At 66.8% G+C, this 17,796-nt stretch carries 17 protein-coding genes; 8 read left to right on the forward strand and 9 right to left on the reverse strand.

The window, feature by feature from the left end; genetic code table 11:
• Positions 1-32: 32 nt before the first annotated feature.
• The 6 genes from ispF (at position 33) to rpoS (ending at position 5,112) form a co-directional block, all read left to right on the forward strand.
• Positions 33-506, forward strand: coding sequence for a 2-C-methyl-D-erythritol 2,4-cyclodiphosphate synthase (ispF, locus tag RCF34_RS08345; protein WP_183631031.1), 474 nt, complete (start codon positions 33-35; stop codon positions 504-506).
• Complete coding sequence (gene truD, locus RCF34_RS08350; protein WP_308707753.1) at positions 503-1,561, forward strand: tRNA pseudouridine(13) synthase TruD; 1,059 nt, start codon at positions 503-505, stop codon at positions 1,559-1,561. Before ispF ends, truD begins: the two co-directional genes overlap by 4 nt.
• On the forward strand, positions 1,549-2,304 hold the full coding sequence (surE, locus tag RCF34_RS08355; protein WP_308707754.1) for a 5'/3'-nucleotidase SurE: 756 nt from the start codon (positions 1,549-1,551) through the stop codon (positions 2,302-2,304). The genes truD and surE overlap by 13 nt, the downstream gene beginning before the upstream one ends.
• Positions 2,305-2,342: 38 nt before the next feature.
• The gene (locus RCF34_RS08360) at positions 2,343-2,981 is read left to right on the forward strand and encodes a protein-L-isoaspartate(D-aspartate) O-methyltransferase (protein ID WP_273808874.1); all 639 of its coding nucleotides are present in this window, start codon (positions 2,343-2,345) and stop codon (positions 2,979-2,981) included.
• Positions 2,982-3,151: 170 nt separating this feature from the next.
• Positions 3,152-4,009, forward strand: coding sequence for a peptidoglycan DD-metalloendopeptidase family protein (locus RCF34_RS08365; RefSeq protein WP_308707755.1), 858 nt, complete (start codon positions 3,152-3,154; stop codon positions 4,007-4,009).
• 110 nt (positions 4,010-4,119) lie between these two features.
• On the forward strand, positions 4,120-5,112 hold the full coding sequence (gene rpoS / locus RCF34_RS08370; protein ID WP_308707756.1) for an RNA polymerase sigma factor RpoS: 993 nt from the start codon (positions 4,120-4,122) through the stop codon (positions 5,110-5,112).
• 407 nt (positions 5,113-5,519) lie between these two features.
• Here rpoS and fdxA read toward each other — a convergent pair whose 3' ends face one another.
• The 9 genes from fdxA to RCF34_RS08415 all read right to left on the reverse strand — a co-directional run bounded on the left by fdxA (position 5,520) and on the right by RCF34_RS08415 (position 15,981).
• A complete protein-coding gene (gene fdxA, locus RCF34_RS08375; RefSeq protein ID WP_058762009.1) occupies positions 5,520-5,843 on the reverse strand; it encodes a ferredoxin FdxA in 324 nt (107 codons plus the stop codon).
• A gap of 68 nt (positions 5,844-5,911) precedes the next feature.
• Complete coding sequence (gene mutS / locus RCF34_RS08380) at positions 5,912-8,488, reverse strand: DNA mismatch repair protein MutS (RefSeq protein WP_308707757.1); 2,577 nt, start codon at positions 8,486-8,488, stop codon at positions 5,912-5,914.
• Between the two features lie 92 nt (positions 8,489-8,580).
• The gene (locus RCF34_RS08385; RefSeq protein WP_308707758.1) at positions 8,581-10,530 is read right to left on the reverse strand and encodes an ATP-binding protein; all 1,950 of its coding nucleotides are present in this window, start codon (positions 10,528-10,530) and stop codon (positions 8,581-8,583) included.
• Between the two features lie 65 nt (positions 10,531-10,595).
• Entirely contained in the window at positions 10,596-10,802 is a 207-nt protein-coding gene (locus RCF34_RS08390) for a hypothetical protein (protein WP_308707759.1), read from the reverse strand.
• A gap of 53 nt (positions 10,803-10,855) precedes the next feature.
• A complete protein-coding gene (locus RCF34_RS08395; protein ID WP_308707760.1) occupies positions 10,856-11,839 on the reverse strand; it encodes an NAD(P)-dependent oxidoreductase in 984 nt (327 codons plus the stop codon).
• Positions 11,840-11,853: 14 nt separating this feature from the next.
• A complete protein-coding gene (locus RCF34_RS08400) occupies positions 11,854-13,137 on the reverse strand; it encodes an MFS transporter (protein WP_308707761.1) in 1,284 nt (427 codons plus the stop codon).
• Between the two features lie 44 nt (positions 13,138-13,181).
• Entirely contained in the window at positions 13,182-14,111 is a 930-nt protein-coding gene (locus RCF34_RS08405; RefSeq protein ID WP_308707762.1) for a sugar kinase, read from the reverse strand.
• Positions 14,104-14,886 carry a TIM barrel protein gene (locus RCF34_RS08410; RefSeq protein ID WP_308707763.1) on the reverse strand — a complete coding sequence of 261 codons (783 nt, stop codon included), beginning with the start codon at positions 14,884-14,886 and terminating at the stop codon, positions 14,104-14,106. Before RCF34_RS08410 ends, RCF34_RS08405 begins: the two co-directional genes overlap by 8 nt.
• A 57-nt stretch (positions 14,887-14,943) precedes the next feature.
• The gene (locus tag RCF34_RS08415) at positions 14,944-15,981 is read right to left on the reverse strand and encodes a LacI family DNA-binding transcriptional regulator (protein ID WP_308707764.1); all 1,038 of its coding nucleotides are present in this window, start codon (positions 15,979-15,981) and stop codon (positions 14,944-14,946) included.
• Between the two features lie 165 nt (positions 15,982-16,146).
• Here RCF34_RS08415 and RCF34_RS08420 point away from each other — a divergent pair, with 165 nt between their 5' ends.
• Complete coding sequence (locus RCF34_RS08420) at positions 16,147-16,647, forward strand: CinA family protein (RefSeq protein WP_308707765.1); 501 nt, start codon at positions 16,147-16,149, stop codon at positions 16,645-16,647.
• A gap of 86 nt (positions 16,648-16,733) precedes the next feature.
• On the forward strand, positions 16,734-17,777 hold the full coding sequence (gene recA / locus RCF34_RS08425) for a recombinase RecA (protein WP_133859788.1): 1,044 nt from the start codon (positions 16,734-16,736) through the stop codon (positions 17,775-17,777).
• Positions 17,778-17,796 lie beyond the last annotated feature (19 nt).

The following is a 17,796-nucleotide window of genomic DNA, read 5'->3' on the forward strand; positions in this document are numbered from 1 at the left end:
ACGCCCTGTCATTTTCCAGGGCGTCTCTCTCCATGCGCATAGGTCACGGTTTCGACGTTCACGCCTTCGGCGAGGGCGATTTCATCACCCTCGGTGGCATTCGTATTCCCCACCACCATGGCCTGGTCGCCCACTCCGATGGCGACGTCCTGCTGCACGCCCTGGCCGACGCCCTGCTGGGCGCCGCCGCCCTGGGCGACATCGGCAAGCATTTCCCCGATACCGATCCGCGCTTCAAGGGCGCCGACAGCCGGGTGCTCCTGCGTCTTGTGGTCGGGCTGGTCCGTGAACAGGGCTGGAAGGTCGGCAACGTCGATGGCACCATCGCCGCCCAGGCGCCCAAGATGGCGCCGCACATCGAGGCCATGCGCCAGGCCATCGCGGAAGACCTGCAGGTCGAACTGGGCCAGGTCAACGTCAAGGCCACCACCACCGAGCGCCTGGGTTTCGTCGGGCGCGAAGAGGGCATCGCCGTGCACGCCGTGGCCCTGCTGCTGCCGCTATGACCGAAGACCAGCTGCTCGGGCCGCGCGCCCATGGCGAGCCCTGCGGCCAGGCGATCCTCAAGGCCAGCGCCGAGGACTTCCAGGTGGACGAGGTGCTGGACATCCCGCTGAGCGGTGATGGCGAGCACCTCTGGCTATGGGTCGAGAAGCGCGGCCTCAACACCGAGGAAGCCGTACGCCGCCTGGCGCGCGCCGCCGGTGTGCCGCAGCGGGCGATCAGCTTCGCCGGCCTCAAGGATCGCCAGGCCCTCACCCGCCAGTGGTTCAGCCTGCACCTGCCCGGCAAGGCCGATCCGGACCTGGCCGCCGCCTGCGACGAGACGCTGGTGATCCTCCAGCAAGGACGGCATCGCCGCAAGTTGCAGCGTGGCGCCCATGCCGCCAATGGCTTCCGCCTGCGCCTGACCGGGCTCAAGGTCGATCCTGCATTGCTGGAAGCGCGCCTGCAGGCCATCGCCACCGGTGGCGTACCCAACTATTTCGGCCCGCAGCGCTTCGGCTACCAGGGCGGCAATCTGGCCGACGCCCAGGCGTGTGCCCGTGAGCAACGCCTGCCCGAACAGCGCAATCGGCGTTCGCGGACCCTGTCCGCCGCGCGCAGCTGGCTGTTCAATCAGGTACTGGCCGGGCGTGTCGCCGATGGCTCCTGGAACCAGGCGCAGGAGGGCGATCTGCTGGCCTTCACCGACAGCCGCAGCCACTTTCCGGCGACCGCCGCCGATCTGGCGGATCCGCGCCTGGCGGCGCTCGATCTGCACCCCACCGGCCCACTGTGGGGCGCCGGTGAATCCCCGGTGCAGGGTCCGGCCGCCGCCCTGGAGCAGGAGGTGGCCAAGGCCGCCGCAGAGCTGCCCACCTGGCTGGCCGGTGCCGGCCTCTCGCATGAACGGCGCATCCTGCGCCTCCCCATCGGCGGCCTGACGTGGCATTATCCCGCTCCTGACATTCTGCAACTCGAATTCGTCCTGCCGGCCGGCTGTTTCGCCACCGCAGTGGTTCGCGAGCTGGTAACGCTTGGCGAGGCAGGGCAGACGGAACATCCATGCGACTTCTGATCGCCAACGACGATGGGGTGCTGGCCCCCGGTATCGCCGCGCTGCATGCCGCGCTCTCCGCCCGTGCGGACTACGAGTGCCAGGTAGTCGCGCCGCTCTATGACATGAGCGGCGTGAGCAGTGCCCTGACGCTGGACCGCCCCCTGCATCCGCAGCGCCTGCCCAATGGCTTCCTGGGCGTCAACGGCACGCCTACCGATTGCGTTCACCTCGGCCTCAACGGGCTGCTGGAAGAGACGCCGGACATGGTGGTCGCCGGCATCAACCTGGGTGCCAACCTGGGCGATGACGTGCTCTATTCCGGCACCGTGGCCGCGGCCATGGAAGGGCGTTTCCTCAACCGCCCGGCGCTGGCCTTCTCGCTGGTGTCGCGCAGTGCCGACCACATGGCGGTGGCGGCCGAGATCGCTGCCCGCATCGTGGCCCTGCACGAGCGCTTCGCCCTGCCACCGCGCACCGTCCTCAACGTCAACATCCCGGATCTGCCGCTCGAGCAGATCAAGGGTCTGCAGCTGACCCGCCTGGGTCACCGCGCCCAGGCCAAGCCGCCGGTGCGCGAGGTCAATCCGCGTGGCAAGGCGGGCTACTGGATCTCGGTTTCCGGCGATGCGGTGGATGGCGGACCGGGCACCGACTTCCATGCCGTGCTGGAAGGCTATGTCTCGGTGACGCCGCTGCAGTTCGATCGCACCTTCCGCGAGGGCTTCGCTGGCCTGCAGGCCCTGACGGAGCTGCTGGCATGACTCAGGGGCAAGAGCATATGCAAAGACACGGCATCGGCATGACCTCCCAGCGCACCCGGGAGCGCCTCATCCAGCGCCTCTACGAAGAGGGGCTGTCCAACGCCCAGGTGCTCGAGGTGATCCGCCGTACGCCGCGTCACCTGTTCGTCGACGAGGCCCTGGCCCACCGGGCCTACGAGGACACGGCGCTGCCCATCGGCCACAACCAGACCATCTCCCAGCCGTTCATGGTGGCGCGGATGACCGAGCTGCTGCTCGCCGGCGGTCCCCTGGACAAGGTCATGGAAATCGGTACCGGCTCCGGCTACCAGACCGCCATCCTGGCGCAGACCGTGGAGCGGGTGTTTTCCGTGGAGCGCATCCAGTCGCTGCAGGACCGGGCCAAGGAGCGCCTGCTCGAACTCAATCTGCGCAACGTGGTGTTTCGCTGGGGCGATGGCTGGGAAGGCTGGCCGGCGCTGGCGCCCTACAACGGCATCATCGTCACCGCCGCGGCGCGGGAAGTGCCCCAGGCGCTGCTCGACCAGCTGGCACCCGGCGGTCGTCTGGTGATCCCGGTAGGCGTCGACGAGGAGCAGAAGCTCCTGCTGATCGTGCGCGAAGACGAAGGCTTCGTCCGCCACGAACTCAATGCCGTCCGTTTCGTGCCCCTGCTCAATGGACCCCTGGCCCAGTGAGCGACAGGGAACGTTACCCCGGTACCGCGCTCCAAGGCTGCCTGGCGGCTGCGGCCGCTTGAGGCCGGCGGGATGGCCGGACGGTAGATGATCAGACTCTGCGGGAGGAACGGGTGAAGGCCCGAGCGCAAGGATTTCCAGGACGAGGGCGTTCAGGCTGGCTGGCGGGGGTGCTCGTGGCCCTGCTGCTGGCGGGCTGTTCGAGCAACGGTTCGCGAGCGCCGGTGGTCGACCGCGGCGATGGCCGCAACAGCGTGCCCCAGGTCACTTCCGGGCAGTATCGCGTCAAGCGCGGTGACACCCTGTTCTCCATCGCGTCCCGCAACGGCTGGGAATGGCGTGCCCTGGCGGCCCAGAACGGCCTCGGTGCGCCCTATGTCATCCATGTCGGTCAGGTGATCCGCTTCGGCAACGGCTCCAGCGCCAGTGCCAGTGGGTCCAGCCGGATCATCCGGCGTCCGGCGGCGGGATCGAGCACCACGGTGGCTTCCGCTCCGGCACCCGGTACTCCGGTGGCGACGCCGGTGCCCATCCCGCCGCCCGTCACCTCCGGTTCCACCGCCGCCACCCCGGTGATGACCCCCAATCTGCCCGCCGCGCCCCCGCCGACGCCGGTTACGCCCGCTCAGACGCCGACCCGTGATGTCCCCCAATCCGCGTCCGGTTGGGCCTGGCCGACGAAAGGTACGTTGATCAGCCGTTTCTCGGCCAGCAGCAGCCTAAACAAGGGAATAGACATCGCCGGCCAGGAAGGCCAGCCCGTGATGGCGGCCGCCGACGGCACCGTGGTCTATGCGGGAAACGGTCTACGCGGTTATGGTGAACTGGTTATCGTCAAACACAGCGAAACCTACGTCAGTGCCTACGGTCACAATCGTAGGTTGCTGGTTCGGGAAGGTGAGCGTGTCAAGATAGGGCAGACGATTGCCGAGATGGGTTCGACCGGGACTGATCGGGTCAAGCTCCATTTCGAGATTCGCCGTCAGGGCAAGCCGGTGGATCCCTTGCAGTTTCTGCCCAATCGCTGATTCGCTAGGCGCCGACTCGATCCCGCAGCTTTTTGGGGGCGAGTCATGGCGCATCGGCAACGTATCGATACGCCCTGGCTCGAAGCGCAGACGAGCAAGGGTTACTCAAGATGATCCAGAACAAACAAGAAACCGAGTACGACCTCGGCGATGATGTCCTGCTTCTAGATTCCAATCCCTTCGGTGAGGAATCCGCCGATTCAGCCATGACCAAGGCGCTCTCCGGGCGCGGTAACCAGGTCTTGCCGGGGGCGAAACTGGCCGATTACGGCCGAGCGCTCGACGCCACTCAGCTCTATCTCAACGAAATCGGCTTCTCGCCGTTGCTGTCACCGGCGGAGGAAGTGCATTTCGCCCGTCTCGCCCAGCGCGGCGATCCCGCCGGTCGCAAGCGCATGATCGAAAGCAACCTGCGCCTGGTGGTGAAGATCGCCCGTCGCTACATCAACCGCGGGCTGTCGCTGCTCGATCTGATCGAGGAGGGCAATCTCGGCTTGATCCGCGCCGTGGAAAAATTCGATCCCGAGCGAGGTTTCAGATTCTCCACCTATGCCACCTGGTGGATCCGGCAGACCATCGAACGGGCGATCATGAATCAGACCCGCACCATTCGCCTGCCGATCCATGTGGTCAAGGAACTCAACCTGCACCTGCGCGCCGCACGCGAACTCACCCAGAAGCTCGATCACGAGCCTTCACCCGAGGAAATCGCGGCCCTGCTGGAAAAGCCGGTGGCGGACGTCAAGCGGGTGATGGGCCTCAACGAGCGGATCAGCTCGGTGGACATGGTCCTCGGCCCCGATTCCGACAAGACCCTGCTCGACACCCTGACCGACGACAGACCGACCGATCCCTGCGAACTGCTGCAGGATTCGGATCTCAACCAGAGCATCGACCAGTGGCTGCTGGAGCTGCCGGAAAAGCAGCGCGAGGTGGTGGTGCGTCGCTTCGGCCTGCGTGGCCATGAAGCCTGCACCCTGGAAGAGGTCGGCCAGGAGATAGGGCTCACCCGCGAGCGGGTCCGGCAGATCCAGGTCGAGGCGCTCAAGCGGTTGCGCGAGATCTTCGAGCGCAATGGCCTGTCCAGTGACTCGCTGTTCTGAACGTGCCTAGCTGAATGTCAGCCAAACGGAGCCCGGATTTATCCGGGCTTTTTTCTGCGTGTTGTTGTAAGCCAGGGCTTACAGTCAGCGTAAGCCTGTATCGCTTGAGGCTACCGGAATGCACCGCTTGAATAGCACGAGCAATAGCCAAGTGCTTGCTGCGTAAAGGTTTTTTGTTTCGAAGGGGCTGCCGAGTGCGCTCGCCGTGATGGGCTGTGGCAGATTGCCAGCCTCCGGGAGAAGCGTACTATCGGCGTTGTGTCTGGGACGACACGGATCGGCAGGATGCGGATCGGGATCACCTCAGGACGAGGTTCACCAGGAAGGTGACAGGATTACAGGGACAGGGACGAAGGGGCGGAGCGATCCGCCCCCTTTTTTTATGGCCTGGATTTTCCAGGCAAGGCCTAGCGTTCGAGCTGGGCGAGCTTGCCGGTCTTGCCATCCCATTCAGCCGCGTCGGGCAGGGCGTCCTTCTTCTCGGTGATGTTCGGCCAGATGTTGGCCAGCTCACTATTGAGTTCGATGAAGGCTTCCTGGCCGGCCGGTACCTCGTCTTCCGAGAAGATCGCCTGGGCCGGGCATTCGGGTTCGCACAGGGCGCAGTCGATGCACTCGTCCGGGTGAATCACCAGGAAGTTGGGGCCTTCGTAGAAGCAGTCCACCGGGCAGACTTCCACGCAGTCGGTATATTTGCATTTGATGCAGTTGTCAGTGACGACGAAGGTCATCTGCTCGTTCTCCTCAGGCTAAGGCGGCGGATTCTAGCAGCATTGCCGGAACCCTCGTATCCGTTAACTCAGATACGCTTTTTCCATTCGTAGATAAGCTCCAGGGCCCGTCTGGGTGTGATGTCGTCAGGCTGCAGGCGTTCCAGTTCCTCGATGAGAGGATGGGCGGCGCTGGCGAACAGATCGGCCTGCAACGGACGGCCCTTGGCCGGCGCGCTCACTGGCAGTGGTGCACCCACCTCCCCGTTGAAACTGGCCGCTTCCAGGCGGGCGAGGTGTTCGCGCGCGCGCCGGATGACGTCCTCCGGTACCCCGGCCAGTTGGGCCACGGCCAGGCCGTAGCTCTGGCTGGCCGGGCCGGGCAGCACATGGTGCAGGAAGACGATGCGGTCGTTGTGCTCGGTGGCGTTGAGGTGGACGTTGGCCACGCTCGGCTGGCCTTCCGGCAGCACGGTCAGCTCGAAGTAGTGGGTGGCGAACAGCGTCCAGGCGCGCAGGCGTGCCAGTTGCTCGGCGGCGGCCCAGGCCAGGGACAGGCCGTCGAAGGTGCTGGTGCCGCGACCGACCTCGTCCATCAGCACCAGGCTGTGTTCGCTGGCGTTGTGCAGGATGTTGGCGGTCTCGCTCATTTCCACCATGAAGGTGGAGCGGCCGCCGGCCAGGTCGTCGCTGGAGCCGATGCGGGTGAAGATGCGATCCACCAATGACAGTTCGCAACTCGCCGCCGGGACGAAGCTGCCGACATGGGCCAGCAGCACGATCAGCGCGGTCTGGCGCATGTAGGTGGACTTGCCGCCCATGTTCGGACCGGTGATCACCAGCATGCGGGTGTCGTTGTCGAGGGTGACGTCGTTGGCGACGAAGGGCGTTTCCAGCACCTGCTCCACCACCGGGTGGCGCCCCTGACCGATCTTCAGGCAGGGCTCCGCGACGAAGCGCGGCTTGTTCAGATCCAGGTTGAGGGCACGCTCGGCGAAGTTGGCCAGGACGTCCAGCTCGGCCAGGGCGGCGGCGCTGTCCTGCAGCGGCGCCAGGTGAGCGATCAAGTCTTCCAGCAGCGCTTCGTAAAGGGCCTTTTCCCGCGCCAGGGCGCGACTCTGGGCCGACAGCGCCTTGTCTTCGAAGGCCTTGAGTTCCGGGGTGATGAAGCGCTCGGCGCCCTTGAGGGTCTGGCGGCGGATGTAGTCGGCTGGCGCCGATTCGGCCTGCCGGCTGGGAATCTCGATGAAGTAGCCGTGCACGCGGTTGTAGCCGACCTTGAGCCCTTGCAGGCCGGTGCGGGCCTTTTCCCGGGCCTCCAGGTCCATGAGGAACTGGCCGGCGTTTTCGCTGAGGGTCTGCAACTCGTCCAGCTCGGCGTCGTAGCCGCGCTTGATGACGCCGCCGTCGCGGATCACCGCGGGGGGATTGTCGATGATGGCGCGGGCCAGGGTAGCGGCCAGCTCCGGATAGGTCTGGATGCTCCGGGCCAGCTCGAGCAGGTGCGGGGCGATCATCTGCGTCAGCCCTTCCTGCAGCGCCGGCAGTGCGGCCAGGGCGTCGCGCAGGCGGGCGAGGTCGCGCGGGCGGGCATTGCGCAGGCCGATACGGGCGAGGATGCGCTCCAGGTCGCCGATATCCTTGAGCTGCGGCTGCAGCGTCTCGAAGCGATAGCCCTCCAGCAGGCAGGTGATGGCGTCCTGGCGGGCCTCGATGATGGCGCGATTGCGTAGCGGGCGATTCAGCCAGCGGGTCAGCAGGCGGCTGCCCATGGCGGTCTGGCAGCGGTCCACTACCGATTGGAGGGTGTTGTCGCGACCACCGGCCAGGTTGACGTCCAGTTCCAGGTTGCGGCGACTGGCGCCGTCGAGGATGACGGTGTCGTCCAGGCGCTCGTGCCTGAGGCTGCGCAGGTGCGGCAGGGCGGTGCGCTGGGTTTCCTTGGCATAGGCCAGCAGGCACCCGGCGGCGCCGAGGGCCAGGCCTAGCTTGTCGCAGCCGAAGCCCTTGAGGTCACCGGTGCCGAATTGCTGGCAGAGACTCTTGAGCGCCGAATCGCAGTCGAAGTCCCAGGGCGCGCGGCGACGCACGCCGCGGCGCTTCTCGGCGGGCAGGCCGGCGGGCCAGTCGTCGGGGATCAGCAGCTCGGCGGGATTGAGACGATCCAGCTCGGCCAGCAGGGTCTCCCAGCCGGCCAGTTCCTGCACGGTGAAGCGGCCGCTGGCGATGTCCAGCACCGCCAGGCCGAACAGGCGCTCGTCGCCCAGCACGGCGGTCAGCAGGTTGTCGCGGCGCTCGTCCAGCAGCGCCTCGTCACTGACGGTGCCGGGGGTGATGATGCGCACCACCTGGCGTTCCACTGGGCCCTTGCTGGTGGCGGGGTCGCCGATCTGCTCGCAGATCACCACGGATTCGCCGAGCTTGACCAGCTTGGCCAGGTAGCCTTCGGCGGCGTGGAAGGGGATGCCGGCCATGGGAATGGACTTGCCGGCCGAGGCGCCGCGGGCGGTCAGGGTGATGTCGAGCAACTTGGCGGCACGCCGGGCGTCGTCATAGAACAGCTCGTAGAAATCGCCCATGCGATAGAACAGCAGCTGTTCGGGGTGCTGATGCTTGATCTTGAGGTACTGCTGCATCATGGGCGTGTGCGCGGAGAGATCGCTCATGCGGGTGTTTCGATCCGGTTGCCTGTGGATAGCCGCGTATTGTCCACCAACTGGCGGCGTTTGTCGGCCCCGCTCGGCTCAGGGCAGCGGTATCAAGCCTGCGGCCCTTGTTCGCGGGTAGCCAGCAGCAGATCGATGCGGGCCATCAGCCTTTCCAGGGTGAAGGGCTTGGCCAGTACCTCGACATCCGGGACGGGCAGGGATTCGCCAGGCAGGTTTGCCTCGGCATAGCCGGTGATCAGCAGGGTCATCAGACCCGGGCGGCGCTCCCGGGCCAGGGCGGCGAGCTGGCAGCCACTCAGCCCGCCCGGCAGGCCGACATCGGCGATCAGCAGGTCCAGGGGCGTATCCGATTCCAGCACCTGCAGCGCAGCGGTGGCATCGGTCGCCTCCAGGGTATGGATGCGGTGCTCGCGCAGGGCTTCGTCCACCAGCATGCGCACCAGGGGTTCGTCGTCCACCACCAGGACCGTCATGCCATCGGGATAACGCAACGATGGAGCCTGCGGCGTCTTCATCGACGGCGCGGAGGACTCCACCAGGCGTGGCAGGTAGAGGGTCACGGTGGTGCCTCGGCCGGGTGCCGAGGCGATATGGGCGACACCGCCGGACTGCTTGGCGAAGCCATAGATCATCGATAGGCCAAGGCCGGTGCCCATGCCCACCGGCTTGGTGGTGAAGAAGGGGTCGAAGGCCCGTGCCAGTACCGCGGGCGGCATCCCGGAACCGGTATCGAGCACCGCCAGGGTCACATAGTCGCCAGGCGGCAATTCCAGGGCGGCAGCCTGGGCCTCGTTGAGCCGGCGATTGGCGGTGACGATGCGCAGCATCCCGCCCTCGGGCATGGCATCCCGGGCGTTGATGCACAGGTTGAGCAGGGCGTTCTCCAGCTGGTGGGGATCGCACAGGGTGAGATTCAAGGCCTCCGCCAGTTCGATGTGGATCTCGACCTGGGGGCCGACCGAGTGGCGGATGAGTTCTTCCATCCCCAGCACCAGGGCGTTGGTCTGGGTGGCCGAGGGGTCCAGCGCCTGGCGGCGGGAAAAGGCGAGCAGGCGATGGGTCAGGGCCGCGGCGCGCTCGGCGGCACCCTTGGCGCCGGTGGCATAGCGTTCGAGATCGGTGAAGCGGCCCTGTTCGAGTCTCAGACTGAGCATGTCGAGGCTGCCGATCACGCCGGTCAGCAGATTGTTGAAGTCATGGGCGATGCCCCCCGTCAATTGCCCCACGGCTTCCATCTTCTGGCTCTGGCGCAGCTGTTCCTCGGTCTGGCGCAGGGCTTCCTGTTGCTCGCGGATGGCCGTGACTTCACGCACCGCGGCGTAGATGAGGCCGTCCTGCAGCACCGCGTTCCATGACAGCCAGCGATAGCCGCCCGTGCGATGCCGATAGCGATTCTCGAAGCCGAACACCGGTTCACCGAGCTTGAGCCGCTCCAGCGCCGCCTCGGTGCGGGCACGATCCTCGACGTGGACGAAGGCCATGAAGGACTCGTGGTGCAGCTGCTCGACGCTCCAGCCCAGGGTACTGGTCCAGGCCGGATTGAGGTCCAGCAACTGGCCGTCCAGGCTTGCCGTGCAGAGCAGATCGGGGCTGGCCTGCCAGATCAGGTCGCGCTGACGGGTACGCAGGGTCACCTCTTCGCCGAGATTGCCGGCGAAGCGATAGAGGGACTCCAGGCTGCGGCGCTGGGCCGCGCAGACCACCGCCATGATCACGTTGACCAGCACGAACAGCGCATGGGATACCCAGCGTTCGGAGAACAGCGCGAAATAGGCCGGGGCCTTGACGAAGAGGGTCTCGGCCAGCAGCACCGACAACAGGGTGGCGAAGATGCCGGGGCCCGGGCCGAACCAGAAGGCCCCGGCCATGATGAAGGGAATGAACAGCAGATAGGGCAGGCTGTCGATGCCGAGGCTCAGCCGGATCCCGGCCGCGACGGCGATCAGCAGGGTAGCGCCCAGATAGCGCAAGGGAGCGGGAGCGTCCCGAGGGGCCAGCTTGAGCAGCCGGCCGAGCAGGGTGTGGGTGGCAATGGGCACTGACGCTAGACCTCGGGACGCTGGTCCTTCACGGTACCGAAAGGGGGCACGACCGGCAGGCCGGATCAGGTGCCCTCGTGCCGCGCGAATTCCTCGACGGCGCGTACCACGCCGGCGTTGTCCGCCGCCGTGCTGCGGGCCTGGCGCTCGAAGGCGGTGGCCAGCTCATTGACCAGTTGCAGCAGGCGCGGGATGTCGCCGCTGCGCTCGGCATCGGCGGCCTGCTCGCGCACGCGGTTGACGAAGGCTTGGGGATCGTCGAAGGCGGTCATGGGGCGTTCTCCGTGGGGATGATACTTGTCTGACCACAAATGACGGCCAAGACTCACTCGCGGTGCTGCCAGACCTCCGGATTGACGAGATGCGACGGACGCCGACCGTCCAGGGCGGCCAGCAGGTTGTCCACCGCGCAGCGGGCCATGGCCTCGCGCGTCTCCCGGGTCGCCGAGCCCAGGTGCGGCGTAGGCACCACGTTGGGCATCTGCAGCAGGGGCGAGTCCGGCGCCACGGGTTCCCGATCGAAGACGTCCAGCCCGGCGCCACGCAGTCGGCCTTCCTGCAGGGCGGTGATCAAGGCGGCTTCGTCGATGACCGGGCCGCGCGAGACATTGATCAGGATGGCCTGTGCCGGCAACAGGGCCAGTTCGGCGGCACCCAGCAGGTGATGGGTCTCGTCGCTCAGGGGCACGGTGACGCAGAGGAAGTCGCACTCCGGCAGCAGCTCGGGCAGCGGCAGGAAGCGCGCGCCGAAGCGCTCGTCCACCTCGGGCTTGGCGGCGTGGGCGGTGTAGTTGACCTGCATGCCGAAACCCAGGTGGGCGCGGCGGGCGATGGCCTGGCCGATGCGGCCCATGCCCACCAGGCCCAGGGTCTTGCCATGGACGTCGCAACCGAAATGCGCTTCGCCCAGACTGGACTGCCACCGGCCGGCGCGCACCCAGTCCGCCAGTTCGACGATGCGTCGCGCGGTGGCGAGCAGCAGGGCGAAGGCAGCATCGGCGACGCTTTCGGTGAGGACATCCGGGGTGTTGCAGAGCAGGATGCCGCGTTGCTGCAGATAGGGCAGGTCATAGCTGTCGAAGCCGACCGAGACACTGGCGATGGCCTCCAGCCGGGGGGCCAGGTCCAGCAACTCGGGCGTCAGCTTGAAACTGGAGCCGAGCAGACCCTGGGCCTTGGGCAGGCGTTCGCGCAGGCGGGCCTCACCGTCCGGTGCCTTGACGTCGACGTATTCCAAGTCGAAGGCCTCGTTCAGTCGCGCGGTCAGCGCCGGCGACAGGGCCTTGTAGTGGATCACCTTCTTTTTCATGGACAGCGCTTCCTCTAGTGACTGGTGGCGGGCTTGAGCGCCGCGGCGCGGGTGACCGGTTCCTGGCGCAGCAGCAGGGTCAGGACCACGGCCACCAGCAGGGCGCCGCCCATGAAGCCGAAGGACGCCCCGGGACCGCCGGTCACGCCATTGAGATAACCCACCAGGTAGGAACCGGCGAAGGAACCCAGGGCGCCCATGCTGTTGATCAGTGCCATGGCGCCGCCGGCGACGTTGCCGGGCAGGATCTCCGGAACGATGGCGAAGAAGGGACCGTAGGGGGCGTACATGCAGGCACCGGCGACCACCAGCAGGGCATAGGACCACCAGAAGTGCTGGGTGCCGAGGGCGAAGGAGCCGAGGAAGGCCAGGGCGGCGATCAGCAATGGCGGCCAGACGAACAGCTTGCGATTCTGCATGCGGTCCGAGGCCCAGGATACGCCGAGCATGGCCAGTACGGCAGCCAGGTAGGGCAGCGAAGACAGCCAGCCGGCCTGGACGATGTCCAGTTGGGCACCCTGGCGCAGGATCGATGGCAGCCAGATGACGAAGCCATAGACGCCGATGCTCCAGCAGAAATACTGCAGCGATAGCAGGATGACCTTGGGCGAGCGGAAGGCCTCGGCGTAGTTCTTGACCGGCTTCAAGCCCTGCTGCTCGGCCTTCAGGGCCTCTTCCAGGCGGGCTTTTTCGTCAGCGGCGAGCCACTTGGCATCCTGGGGCCGCTCGGCGGCCAGGCGCCACCAGATGAAGGCCCAGATCACCGCCGGCAGGCCTTCGATGATGAACATCCAGCGCCAGTCCAGGGCGTGGATCAGATAACCCGAGACCACCGACATCCAGAGGATGGTCACCGGATTGCCGAGGATCAGAAAGGTGTTGGCCCGGGAACGCTCGCGCTTGGTGAACCAGTGGCAGAGATAGACCAGCATCGCCGGCATCACCGCCGCCTCGACCACCCCGAGCAGGAAGCGGATGGCGATCAGCAGGGTGACGTTGGGCACCATGCCGGTCAGGGTAGCCAGGCCGCCCCAGGCGATCAGGCTCCAGAAGATCAGCCGCTTGACGCTGCGCTTCTCGGCATAGATGGCGCCCGGCACCTGGAAGAAGAAGTAGCCGAGAAAGAACAGCGCGCCGAGCAGCGAGGACATCGCCGGGGTGATGCCCAGGTCGTCGGCCATGCCCGAGGCGGCGGCGAAGCCGTAGTTGGCCCGATCGAGATAGGCCAGGCTGTAGGTGATGAAGACCACCGGCATCAGATACCACCAGCGGCGTGGAGCGAGAGGGGAAGCGTTCATGGGGTCACCTGCTTGATTGTTCTTGTCAGGGTGGTTGGAGTCGATCAGGGGAGTTCGTGGCGGTAGGGCAGTCCTTCCATGTCGCCGACCACCTGCACGGCGCGGGCGCCGATCCAGTTGCCGCGGGCGACGGCGGCGGCGACGTCGAGGCCGTCGAGCAGGGCGCTGACGAAGCCGGTGGCGAAGCCATCGCCGGCGCCGACGGTGTCGACCACCTCGGCCACCGGTACGCCGGGGACCTCGCCCTCGGCCTCGGGCGTGCGCCAGTAGCCGCCTTCAGGGCCGAGCTTGATGGCCACGGCCTTGGCGCCGCGGTCGAGGTAGAAGGCGGCGATGTCCGCCGGGGTGTCGTAGCCGGTCAGCAGCCGGCCCTCGGCCAGGCCAGGCAGCACCCAGTCGGCCAGGGCAGCGAAGTCATTGAGCTCGCGGCGCATCTGCTCTTCGCTGTCCCAGAGGGAGGGCCGCAGGTTGGGGTCGAAGGAGATGCTGCGGCCGGCGTCGCGCATGGCTTGCAGCAGGTGGCGGCTGAAGGCGCGGGCACTGGGCGACAGCGCGGGCGGAATACCGGTGGCATGCAGGTGACGCGCCTGCAGCAGGCGGGGGTCGAAGTCTTCCTCGATGGTGAGGTGGCTGGCCGCCGAGCCACGGCGGAAGTACTCGACCACCGGATCGCTGCCGTCGGCGGCGCGGGACTTGAGCTGGAAGCCGGTGGGGTGCCGGGGATCGACCTTGAGGCGACTGCAGTCCAGCCCCTCGGCTTCGAGACTGGCGCGCACGAAGCGGCCGAAGGAGTCATCACCGACGCGCGACAGCCAGGCGACCTTGAAACCCAGGCGACTCAGGCCGATGGCGACGTTGTTGTCGGCGCCGGCGATGCGCTTGCCGAACTGGCCGACCGTGGCCAGCTCGCCCGGCGTCTCGGCGACGAACATGGTCATGGTTTCGCCAAAGGCGAGGATATCGATGTCAGCCATGCCGGCGTTCCTCCTGGGCCTGGTCATCCAGGGTGCGCAGGGCTGCCACCTGGCGACGGGTCTCGGCCAGCAGATCCGCCCCGATCAGCGGAAATTCGATGGCGCGCCGCAGGCCGCTGGGGAAGTGCGCCAGCAGGCCCTGCCAGGCCAGCAGGTCGGCGGCTTCCGGCGGCACGGCGTGCAGGCCACCGGCCCGTCGGCGTACGGCCTTGCAATGCAGGTAGCTGACGTCGGGGCCGAGCAGGCGGGCGGCCTGCAAGGGATCTTCGTCCTGCCAGCGCCAGTTGCCGATGTCGAAGGTCAGACCTACCGGCAGCTGGATTGCCCGGACCGCCTGGATGAAGGCGCGCAGTGGCTCGACCCGGCCACCCTGGGCGGTCTGGTCGTTTTCCACCAGCAGCTGCGGGCCGTCGCCGGTCAGCAGGTTGGCGAGCGGCACCAGATCGGTCGCCGCGCGGTAGTGCCCGAGCGACACCTTGAGCGTATCGGCGCCCAGCAGGCGGGCCTCGGCGAGGGCCGAGGGCAGGCGCGGCGAGAGGGCCGCGCCGGCTTCGGGCCAGAGTTCGAGGGGGACCGAATAGACACAGCCCAGACCAGCCGCCTGGATGGCGGCGCCCAGGGCGGCGAAATCGGGCGCATCGGTGAAGAGTTCGGCGCGGATTTCCACATGGGTGGCGCCCGCGGCGGCGATCAGGTCGAGCCAGGCGGCCTGACCCTGGGCACGGACCCCGTCGGCGCCAAAGGCCGAGGTGGTGATGGCGATCTCCGGTGGCATTGTTGTTCTCCTGAAACCGGTTTCAACAAAAGACGGGCAAAAGGGCGAAAGGTGCCTCTAGGTTCGGGCGCGAGTCGACTGACGGACGCGCAGTTCCGCGCCGAAGGTCCGCTGCACCGGTGCGCTGCGATCCCCGTCGATACGGCGCTGCAACCGCTCGAAGGCGGCTATGCCCAGGGCATGGGTCGGCTGGGCGAGGGCGCTGATGCCGCCACCCACCAGGGGAAACCAGTCGAGGTCGTCGAGGGCCAGCAGGCCGAGGCGCTCGAACAGGGGCTCGCCCAGGGCCTGCAGCGCCAGGGTCGTCGCCAGGGTCGCCACGCCGTTGGCGGTGAGCAGCGCCTTGGGACCGGGACCGGGGCTGGCGAGGAAGGCGGCCAGCGCCGTCTGCAGTGCCAGGGCATCGTCGGCCTGGACGCAATGCCCGCCACGACAACCGGGGTGTTCGGCCAGGGCCGCGTCGAAGGCCGTCAGCCGCTGGCGGCGGGAGCTGGTGCCGTCCAGGGGTTCGCTGACCAGCAGCAGGTCGTGATACCCCTGGCGCTGCAGGTGGGCCACGCCGTCGGCGATGGCCTGGTGGTTGTCGAGTCCGACCAGATCGGCCTCGACGCCCGGCAGTTCGCGATCCAGCAGCACCAGCGGCAGGCGGCTGCCCAGGTGTCGCAGGTCGGCGGCGTGCTGGCCGAAGGTGTTCACGATCAGGCCTTCGATGCTGTAGGACTGCAGCGCGGTCAGTTGCTGGCGCTCCTGGCGGGCGTCCTGGTCGGTGTTGCAGATCAGCAGCGAATAGCCCTGCTGGCGGCAGGCGGTTTCCACGCCATGCATCACCGCGGTGGAATAGGGATTGAGCAGATCGGCCACCAGCATGCCGATCAGGCGGCTGCGACCGCGCTTGAGGCCACGGGCCATCTGGTTGGGCTGGAAATCGAGGGCGACCACGGCCTGCTCGATGCGCGCGGCGAGGGAATCGGACAGCAGGCGGCGATCGCCGCTGATGTAGCGAGACACGCTGGCCTTGGACACGCCGGCGGTGGCGGCCACCTCGGCGATGGTCGCACGGGTGGCGCGCGGACCGGGGAAAAAGACATCGTTCATGGCGTACCGTTGTTAGGATTTTGTAGGTGCCTGAAACCGGTTTCAGTAAATCTTTTCTCACGCGGCCCGGCAAGCCGGTCTAAGGTGCAGGCCGACCAGTGGTCGCCGCAGGCGGTCGCGTGCCGCGGTCACCTTTTATGTTCTCCTTTGCAAAGGAAGGTCTCGATGGACTCCCTCGACAGTCTCGCCCGGCAACTGGGTGAAGCCCTGCAGGCGGCCGGCGCCCAGGTCACCACTGCCGAATCCTGCACCGGTGGCGGCATCGCCGAGGCGATCACCCGCGTTGCCGGCAGTTCGGCCTGGTTCGAGGCCGGCTTCGTCACCTATTCCAACCGCCAGAAGACGCTTCAGTTGGACGTACCCGCGGCCCTGTTCGAACAGGTCGGGGCGGTCAGCGAGGAGGTGGTGATGGCCATGGCGCTGGGTGCGCAACAGCGCGCCGGTGCCCGCTTCGCGGTCGCGGTGAGCGGTATCGCCGGGCCGGGTGGCGCAGTGCCGGGCAAGCCGGTCGGCACCGTCTGGCTGGCCTGGCGCGACGGCGAAACGTTGTACACCGAACGGCAGGTCTTTGCCGGCGATCGCGCCGCCGTTCGCAAGCAGACCCAGGTCCGCGCGCTACAGGTTTTATTGACGTTTCTGGCCGAGGAAAAAGGCCCTCGGGTGTAGCAACCGGAGGGCGACTATGGTTTAATACTGTTCACTTATACAGGTATCCACGGCCGTCTGGCCCTTCTTTCTCCGAGAGGAATCTAATGGACGACAACAAAAAGCGTGCCCTGGCCGCGGCCTTGGGACAGATCGAAAAGCAATTCGGCAAGGGCACCGTGATGCGCATGGGCGATCACGAGCGCCAGGCCATTCCGGCGATTTCCACCGGTTCCCTGGGCCTGGACATCGCCCTCGGCATCGGTGGTCTGCCCAAGGGCCGGATCGTCGAAATCTACGGTCCCGAGTCTTCGGGCAAGACCACCCTGACCCTGTCGGTCATCGCCCAGGCTCAGAAGCAGGGCGCCACCTGCGCCTTCGTCGACGCCGAACATGCCCTGGATCCGGACTACGCCGGCAAGCTGGGCGTCAATGTCGACGACCTGCTGGTGTCCCAGCCGGATACCGGTGAACAGGCCCTGGAAATCACCGACATGCTGGTGCGCTCCAACGCGGTCGACGTCATCATCGTCGACTCCGTGGCCGCCCTGGTGCCCAAGGCCGAGATCGAAGGCGAGATGGGTGACATGCACGTGGGCCTGCAGGCGCGCCTGATGTCCCAGGCGCTGCGCAAGATCACCGGCAACATCAAGAATGCCAACTGCCTGGTCATCTTCATCAACCAGATCCGCATGAAGATCGGGGTGATGTTCGGCAACCCCGAGACCACCACCGGCGGTAACGCCCTGAAGTTCTACTCTTCGGTCCGTCTGGATATCCGTCGCATCGGCGCGGTGAAGGAAGGCGACGAGGTGATCGGTAGCGAGACCCGCGTCAAGGTGGTCAAGAACAAGGTGGCGCCGCCGTTCCGCCAGGCCGAGTTCCAGATCCTCTATGGCAAGGGTATCTACCTGAACGGCGAGATCATCGATCTGGGCGTGCAGCTGGGTCTGATCGAGAAGTCGGGTGCCTGGTACAGCTACCAGGGCAGCAAGATCGGGCAGGGCAAGGGCAACGCTGCCAAGTTCCTGGAAGACAATCCCGAGATCAAGGGCGCCGTGGACAAGGCGATCCGCGAGAAGCTGCTGAGCCAGCCGACCAATCAGAAAGCCGAAGTGGCTGCTGAAGAAGGCGCTGACGTCGATCTCTGATCGCCTGCCAGTGCTCCAG

The sequence above is a fragment of the Pseudomonas sp. 102515 genome (assembly GCF_031085165.1).
Taxonomy (GTDB): Bacteria; Pseudomonadota; Gammaproteobacteria; order Pseudomonadales; family Pseudomonadaceae; genus Chryseomonas.

What these genes read in the sequence shown, in the direction of transcription:
- ispF (WP_183631031.1), top strand. Translation starts at nt 33, where the DNA reads ATGCGCATAGGTCACGGTTTCGACGTTCACGCCTTCGGCGAGGGCGAT.
- RCF34_RS08410 (WP_308707763.1), bottom strand. Translation starts at nt 14,886, where the DNA reads ATGCCACCGGAGATCGCCATCACCACCTCGGCCTTTGGCGCCGACGGG.
- RCF34_RS08405 (WP_308707762.1), bottom strand. Translation starts at nt 14,111, where the DNA reads ATGGCTGACATCGATATCCTCGCCTTTGGCGAAACCATGACCATGTTC.
- RCF34_RS08400 (WP_308707761.1), bottom strand. Translation starts at nt 13,137, where the DNA reads ATGAACGCTTCCCCTCTCGCTCCACGCCGCTGGTGGTATCTGATGCCG.
- rpoS (WP_308707756.1), top strand. Translation starts at nt 4,120, where the DNA reads ATGATCCAGAACAAACAAGAAACCGAGTACGACCTCGGCGATGATGTC.
- truD (WP_308707753.1), top strand. Translation starts at nt 503, where the DNA reads ATGACCGAAGACCAGCTGCTCGGGCCGCGCGCCCATGGCGAGCCCTGC.
- surE (WP_308707754.1), top strand. Translation starts at nt 1,549, where the DNA reads ATGCGACTTCTGATCGCCAACGACGATGGGGTGCTGGCCCCCGGTATC.
- RCF34_RS08390 (WP_308707759.1), bottom strand. Translation starts at nt 10,802, where the DNA reads ATGACCGCCTTCGACGATCCCCAAGCCTTCGTCAACCGCGTGCGCGAG.
- recA (WP_133859788.1), top strand. Translation starts at nt 16,734, where the DNA reads ATGGACGACAACAAAAAGCGTGCCCTGGCCGCGGCCTTGGGACAGATC.
- RCF34_RS08415 (WP_308707764.1), bottom strand. Translation starts at nt 15,981, where the DNA reads ATGAACGATGTCTTTTTCCCCGGTCCGCGCGCCACCCGTGCGACCATC.
- fdxA (WP_058762009.1), bottom strand. Translation starts at nt 5,843, where the DNA reads ATGACCTTCGTCGTCACTGACAACTGCATCAAATGCAAATATACCGAC.
- mutS (WP_308707757.1), bottom strand. Translation starts at nt 8,488, where the DNA reads ATGAGCGATCTCTCCGCGCACACGCCCATGATGCAGCAGTACCTCAAG.
- RCF34_RS08360 (WP_273808874.1), top strand. Translation starts at nt 2,343, where the DNA reads ATGACCTCCCAGCGCACCCGGGAGCGCCTCATCCAGCGCCTCTACGAA.
- RCF34_RS08420 (WP_308707765.1), top strand. Translation starts at nt 16,147, where the DNA reads ATGGACTCCCTCGACAGTCTCGCCCGGCAACTGGGTGAAGCCCTGCAG.
- RCF34_RS08395 (WP_308707760.1), bottom strand. Translation starts at nt 11,839, where the DNA reads ATGAAAAAGAAGGTGATCCACTACAAGGCCCTGTCGCCGGCGCTGACC.